We start from the raw sequence: 5,788 nt of genomic DNA on the forward strand, positions 1-5,788 counted from the left end.
GCCGAGCGGCGCCGGATCGGTCAGCGGAATGGCCCAGGATCCGGTTGCCACAGCGGCGTCCAACAATCCGTTGCTCACCACCTTGACCGCGGCGGTCTCCGGCCAGCTCAACCCGGACGTCAACCTGGTCGACACTCTCAACGGTGGCGAGTTCACCGTCTTCGCACCGATCGACTCGGCATTCGCCAAGATCGACCCCGCCACGATCGACAGCCTCAAGACGGACAGCGCCACGCTGACCAAGATCCTCACCTACCACGTGGTTCCCGGCCAGATCGCCCCTGACGCGATCGACGGAACTCACCCCACCGCCGAGGGCGGAACGGTTACCGTCACCGGATCCGGTGACAACATCAAGGTCAACGACGCAACTGTCGTCTGCGGTGGAGTCAAGACCGCAAACGCCACCGTCTACCTCATCGATTCGGTGCTGATGCCGCAGTAGTCCCCACCTGCTGTGCGCCTTTATCAACCCCCCGCGGTTAATAAAGGCGCACAGCGGCCAACGGCGGGCCAAGAGAAAAGAACCGGACATGCACGCTACGGTTGTACGCGATGAAGCGAGACAACTCTTCGTGAGCGAGCCAGACCATGCGTCGGATGCGGCCGACGCATGCCCGACGGACAATTCTGCGGCCCGCACCGCGCGAATCGCGGAATCACGCGAGCTGGCAGTGATCCTCGCGAACGTCGCCGGTGGCGACCAGAGCGCCTTCGCCGAGTTCTACGACCGAACCAGCTCCCGTGTGTACGGCATGGTTCTTCGTGTACTCCGTGATCCAGGTTTCTCCGAGGAAGCGGTCCAAGAGGTCTACCTCCAAGCCTGGAAATCAGCCGACAGCTTCGACCCCGCCAAGGGGTCCGCGCTCTCCTGGCTCCTGACACTTGCCCACCGGCGCGCAGTGGATCGCGTGCGCTCCGAACAGTCGAGTTCGGATCGACAGGCTCTCTACGACACCACCAATGCCACTCCCGAATTCGACGTCGTCAGCGACGAAGTGACACGAAGAGACGAGCATCGTGCTGTCACCGACTGTCTCGAAACGCTGACGGACACTCAGCGCCAATCGGTGACTCTCGCCTATTACGGCGGCCGAACGTACCGCGAGGTGGCCGAAGATCTCGGCGTGGCGATTCCCACGATCAAGTCGCGAATTCGCGACGGACTACTGCGCCTACGTGGATGTTTGGGGGTGATGTGAGATGGACGAAGAGCTGATCGACTATGCGTACGCCTACGCGATCGATGCGTTGGACCTAGACGAGCGCCGTGAGGTCGACAGGCGACTCGCCGCTTCGGACTCCGCGACCCACGCCGAATTCGACGCCCAGGTCCGGCTCACCGCCGAAACCATGGCCGCGATGACCGTCGTCGACGCCGTCGAGCCCCCGCCGTCGCTGCGCAGAAGCGTCCTCGCCTCGATCGCAGAACAGACCGCGGCTCCCAACGCCCCGGTTTCGCTGGCCGAGCGTCGTAACCGTCGACGCCCGTGGACCATGGCTCTTGCGGCGGCCGCCGCAGTCGCAATCCTGGTCGGCGGCATCGGAATCGGACGCACGCTGTCCGACGACACGCCGCCGCAGAACGCCGCGTCCGAAATCATGGCAGCACCCGACGTTCATGCCACGACGCGTGACATCCCGGGCGGCGGTAGTGCCACGACGCTGTTCTCGCCCTCCGAAGACGCCGCAGTCCTCGTGATGAACGATGTGACTCCCCCGAGTCCGGATACCGTCTACCAGATGTGGCTGGTGCCGGGCGACACCGACGACACCACGATGATCCCGATGGGGACGATGGCTCCGGGCGACGTCAAACCCACTACTCAGGTGGTGCTCGACGGCATCGGTCCGAATACGAAGTTGGCGTTCACTGTCGAACCGCCCGGCGGATCGCAGCAGCCGACGAGCGAGCCGTTCGCAACGATCCCGCTCATCTGATCGCCAGACGAAAAAAGATCCCCCACCGGAATCCGGTGGGGGATCTCTTCTTTGTGGAAACTACGAGCAGCGAGTCAGTGGCTGTGACCGTGTCCGGTGTCGGCAACTTCCTCGGTCGGCTTCTCGACGACGGCGCTCTCGGTCGTGAGGATCATGCGCGCGACGGAAGCGGCGTTGACCACTGCCGAGCGAGTGACCTTGACCGGGTCGACGACGCCGTCGGCAAGCAGGTTGCCGTAGGTGAGGGTGGCAGCGTTGAAGCCTTCGCCCTTGGTCATCTCGGCGACCTTGCTGACAACGACGGAACCGTCGATGCCTGCGTTGCTGGAGATCCAGAACAACGGGGCGTTGAGGGCTTCGCGGACCACGGCAACGCCGGTGGCCTCGTCACCCGTCAAGCCGAGGTTCCCGATCAGAGCCGTACCGGCTTGAACGAGAGCCGATCCGCCACCGGGGACGATGCCCTCGGAAACTGCTGCCTTGGCTGCGTTGACCGCATCCTCGACGCGGAACTTGCGTTCCTTCAGATCGGTTTCGGTGGCTGCGCCGACCTTGATGACGGCCACGCCGCCGGACAGCTTCGCAAGAAGCTCTTCGAGCTTCTCGCGGTCCCAATCCGAATCGGTGTTCTCGATCTCGCGACGCAGCTGCGCAACGCGGGTCGCGATGTCGTCAGCGGTGCCTGCACCGTCGACGATGACCGTCTCGTCCTTGGTGACGACAACGCGGCGAGCGCTGCCGAGCAGCTCGAGGCCGGCTTCCTTGAGCGAGAGGCCGACGTCGGTGTTGATGACGGTGCCTGCCGTGACGACTGCGAGGTCGTCGAGGAATGCCTTGCGACGATCACCGAAGAACGGCGCCTTGACGGCGACGGCCTTGATGGTCTTGCGGATGGAGTTGACCACGAGGGTGGAGAGAACTTCACCCTCGACGTCCTCGGCGATGATCAAGAGCGGCTTGCCGGATTCGGCAACCTTCTCGAGCAGCGGAAGGAAGTCGGGAAGTGAGCTGATCTTCTCGCGGAGGAGCAGGATCAGCGCGTCTTCGTAGACGGCCTTCTGCGCATCGATGTCGGTGACGAAGTAGGGCGAGAGGTAGCCCTTGTCGAACTGAACACCTTCGGTGACAACGAGTTCGGTTGCAACGGTGGAGGATTCCTCGACCGTCACGACGCCGTCGGTTCCGACACGGGTGAGTGCCTCGCCGACGAGCTTGCCGATCTCTTCGTCACGTGAGGAGACGGTGGCGACCTGAGCGATCGACTTCTCGCCCTCGACGGGGGTGGCTGCGGCGAGCAGTTCCTCGACGACCTTGTCGGCTGCGGCGTTGATGCCGACGCCGAGAGCCATCGGGTTCGCGCCCGCTGCGATGTTCTTGAGTCCGCCGCGGACGATGGCCTGGGCCAGAACGGTCGCGGTGGTGGTGCCGTCGCCGGCAACATCGTTGGTCTTGGTGGCGACGCCCTTGACGAGCTGTGCGCCGAGGTTCTCGAAGGGATCTTCGAGCTCGATCTCACGGGCGATGCTCACACCGTCGTTGGTGACGGTGGGGCCGCCGAATGCCTTGGCGAGCACGACGTGGCGTCCACGCGGGCCCAAGGTCACCTTGACGGCGTCGGCAAGCTTGTCGACTCCGGCTTCGAGAGCGCGGCGTGCGGTCTCGTTGAACGCAATTTGCTTGGACATCTGTTCTGTCAGCTCCTGAATCTTCGGGGCGTGAACGCATTCCGCCCCGGGATCCTGTGTGGACTCCGGGGCGGATCACGTGTGTCTTACTTGGAGACGACAGCCAGCACGTCGCGTGCCGACAGGATCAGGTATTCCTGGCCGGCGTACTTGATCTCGGTTCCGCCGTACTTGGAGTAGATGACCGTGTCACCCTCCTTGACGTCGACCGGGATGCGGTTGCCCTGCTCGTTGACGCGGCCTTCGCCGACTGCAACGACGGTGCCCTCCTGGGGCTTTTCCTTGGCTGTGTCAGGAATGACCAGGCCGGAAGCCGTCGTCGTTTCAGCCTCGTTGGCCTGGACGAGGATCTTGTCCTCGAGCGGCTTGATGTTGACGCTCGCCACGATGAGCCCTCCACTTTGGGGTATGTGCGTCCGAGGCGATCCTCGGACAGCTGTTTGGGTATGCCGTTTACGGCGCGTCACTGCAGTCCCGTCGTCGCGGGTGCCGGAACTCGATCAGCGCCAATTGGCACTCTATACGTGAGAGTGCCAACCCTCAAGGACTGGGCGCATTTTTCTCTTCGTCCAGAGCGAAACAGGACAGCCGTCCACCACGTTCACCTATTGTTCACTTCGTGACGAACATCAATCGCCGTAGTTTTCTGACCTTCGCCGGACTCGGCGCCGTCGGCGCGGTCAGCCTTGGCAAGCCGTGGGGCCTGCAATATGCAGGCGCGTCGACCATTCCGACGTCAGGTCCTGGCACCACTCTCGAGTCCGTGTCCACCCCCGTCAGCAGCAGCGGCTACACCAAGCTCACCGCCGGACCCGGTTGGGCGAACATCGTGCGCAGCGAGTTGGCCGAGCCGAAGTCGGGACGCGAGGACCGACGCACCGCGCTCGCCTCACTCGTGCAGCTGACCGACGTCCACATCGTCGACGCCCAGTCCCCCATGCGATTCGAGTACGTCCACCAGATCACCGGCTCGGCGTTCCGCCCCCAGGAGACCCTGACGGCGCACGGGCTGATTTCACTTGTCCGCCGGGTCAATTCGATCGGCAGTGGCCCGCACACGTCGCGACCCTTCGATGCCGTCGTCACCACCGGCGACAACACGGACAACAAGGAATTCGCCGAACTCGACTGGTTCCTCACCTCACTCAACGGCGGAACCGTCGTCGCCAACACCGGTGCCAAGGACCGCTACGAGGGTGTACAGAACTCGGGTGCCGATCTCTACTGGAACCCCGAGTCGCCGATGCTCGACATGTACAAGAAGGCCGGATTCCCGGAGATCCCCGATTTCTTCGGTGCCGCTTTCACGCCCGTGTCGAGCCCCGGCCTGAACACCCCTTGGTACTGCGTGTTCGGCAACCACGACGATTCGGTGTCCGGCACGGTGCCCAGCGGCATCCCGCCGCTCGAAGCGATGTACACGGGATCTCTCAAGTTCGAGGTGCCTGGTTCACCGGAGCAGGCCAAGCAGATCGACGTCGCCACCAAGTTCGATCCCAGTGCGATACCCGGAATCCTGTCCGCCTTCACGACGCCGCCGCGCCAGGTCACCCCCGACCCGTCGCGCGCGCCGTTCACACCGCGACAGTTCATCGCCGCACATCTTGATCCCGCGCACACCGGTCCCGGCCCCGTCGGACACGGTTTCGCCCCCGACGCCGGCGACACCGGTATCGGTTACTACTCGTTCGAGATCGCACCGGGCGTCGTCGGCATCAGCATGGACTCCACCAACCGCGCGGGCCTCGTCGACGGTTCGCTGGGCGCCGCTCAGTTCCAGTGGATCGAGAACACCCTGCGCGCCGGCAGCAGCACCTACTACGACGCCGCGGGCTCTCGCGTCACCGAGTCGCGAGGTGACACGTATTTCGTGCTGTTCAGTCACCACACGAGCGACACGATGGACAATCTCATTCCCGACCCCGAGAACGTCCTCGAGCCACGCCTGCGCGGTTCACAGCTTCTCGACTTGCTGCATCGTTTCCCGAACGTACTTGCCTGGGTCAACGGACACACCCACGAGAACAAGATCACCCCGTGGCCCGGCGCGACCCCCGAGCAGGGCTTCTGGGAGATCAACACCGCCTCGCACATCGACTACCCGCAACTCGGACGCATCATCGAGATCGCGGACAACCATGACGGAACGGTGTCGTTGCTTG

6 protein-coding genes are annotated in these 5,788 nt (G+C 63.9%); 4 read left to right on the forward strand and 2 right to left on the reverse strand.

Annotated elements, in window-relative coordinates; translation table 11 throughout:
- The 3 genes from A2J01_RS05995 to A2J01_RS06005 all read left to right on the forward strand — a co-directional run.
- A partial coding sequence (locus A2J01_RS05995; protein WP_064112309.1) for a fasciclin domain-containing protein occupies positions 1 to 445 on the forward strand: 445 nt, incomplete at its 5' end.
- 88 nt (positions 446 to 533) lie between these two features.
- Positions 534 to 1,202: a sigma-70 family RNA polymerase sigma factor gene (locus A2J01_RS06000; RefSeq protein ID WP_007728615.1), complete on the forward strand. Its 669-nt coding sequence runs from the start codon at positions 534 to 536 to the stop codon at positions 1,200 to 1,202.
- A 1-nt stretch (position 1,203) separates the two neighbouring features.
- Positions 1,204 to 1,941 carry an anti-sigma factor gene (locus A2J01_RS06005; RefSeq protein WP_064112310.1) on the forward strand — a complete coding sequence of 246 codons (738 nt, stop codon included), beginning with the start codon at positions 1,204 to 1,206 and terminating at the stop codon, positions 1,939 to 1,941.
- Between the two features lie 74 nt (positions 1,942 to 2,015).
- Here A2J01_RS06005 and groL read toward each other — a convergent pair whose 3' ends face one another.
- Complete coding sequence (groL, locus tag A2J01_RS06010; RefSeq protein ID WP_064112311.1) at positions 2,016 to 3,626, reverse strand: chaperonin GroEL; 1,611 nt, start codon at positions 3,624 to 3,626, stop codon at positions 2,016 to 2,018.
- 86 nt (positions 3,627 to 3,712) lie between these two features.
- The gene (gene groES, locus A2J01_RS06015) at positions 3,713 to 4,012 is read right to left on the reverse strand and encodes a co-chaperone GroES (protein WP_003940763.1); all 300 of its coding nucleotides are present in this window, start codon (positions 4,010 to 4,012) and stop codon (positions 3,713 to 3,715) included.
- A gap of 233 nt (positions 4,013 to 4,245) precedes the next feature.
- Between groES and A2J01_RS06020 the strand changes: the two genes are divergently transcribed.
- A partial coding sequence (locus A2J01_RS06020) for a TIGR03767 family metallophosphoesterase (protein WP_064112312.1) occupies positions 4,246 to 5,788 on the forward strand: 1,543 nt, incomplete at its 3' end.

It is taken from the genome of Rhodococcus sp. EPR-134, from assembly GCF_001647205.1.
GTDB lineage: Bacteria > Actinomycetota > Actinomycetes > Mycobacteriales > Mycobacteriaceae > Rhodococcus_F > Rhodococcus_F qingshengii.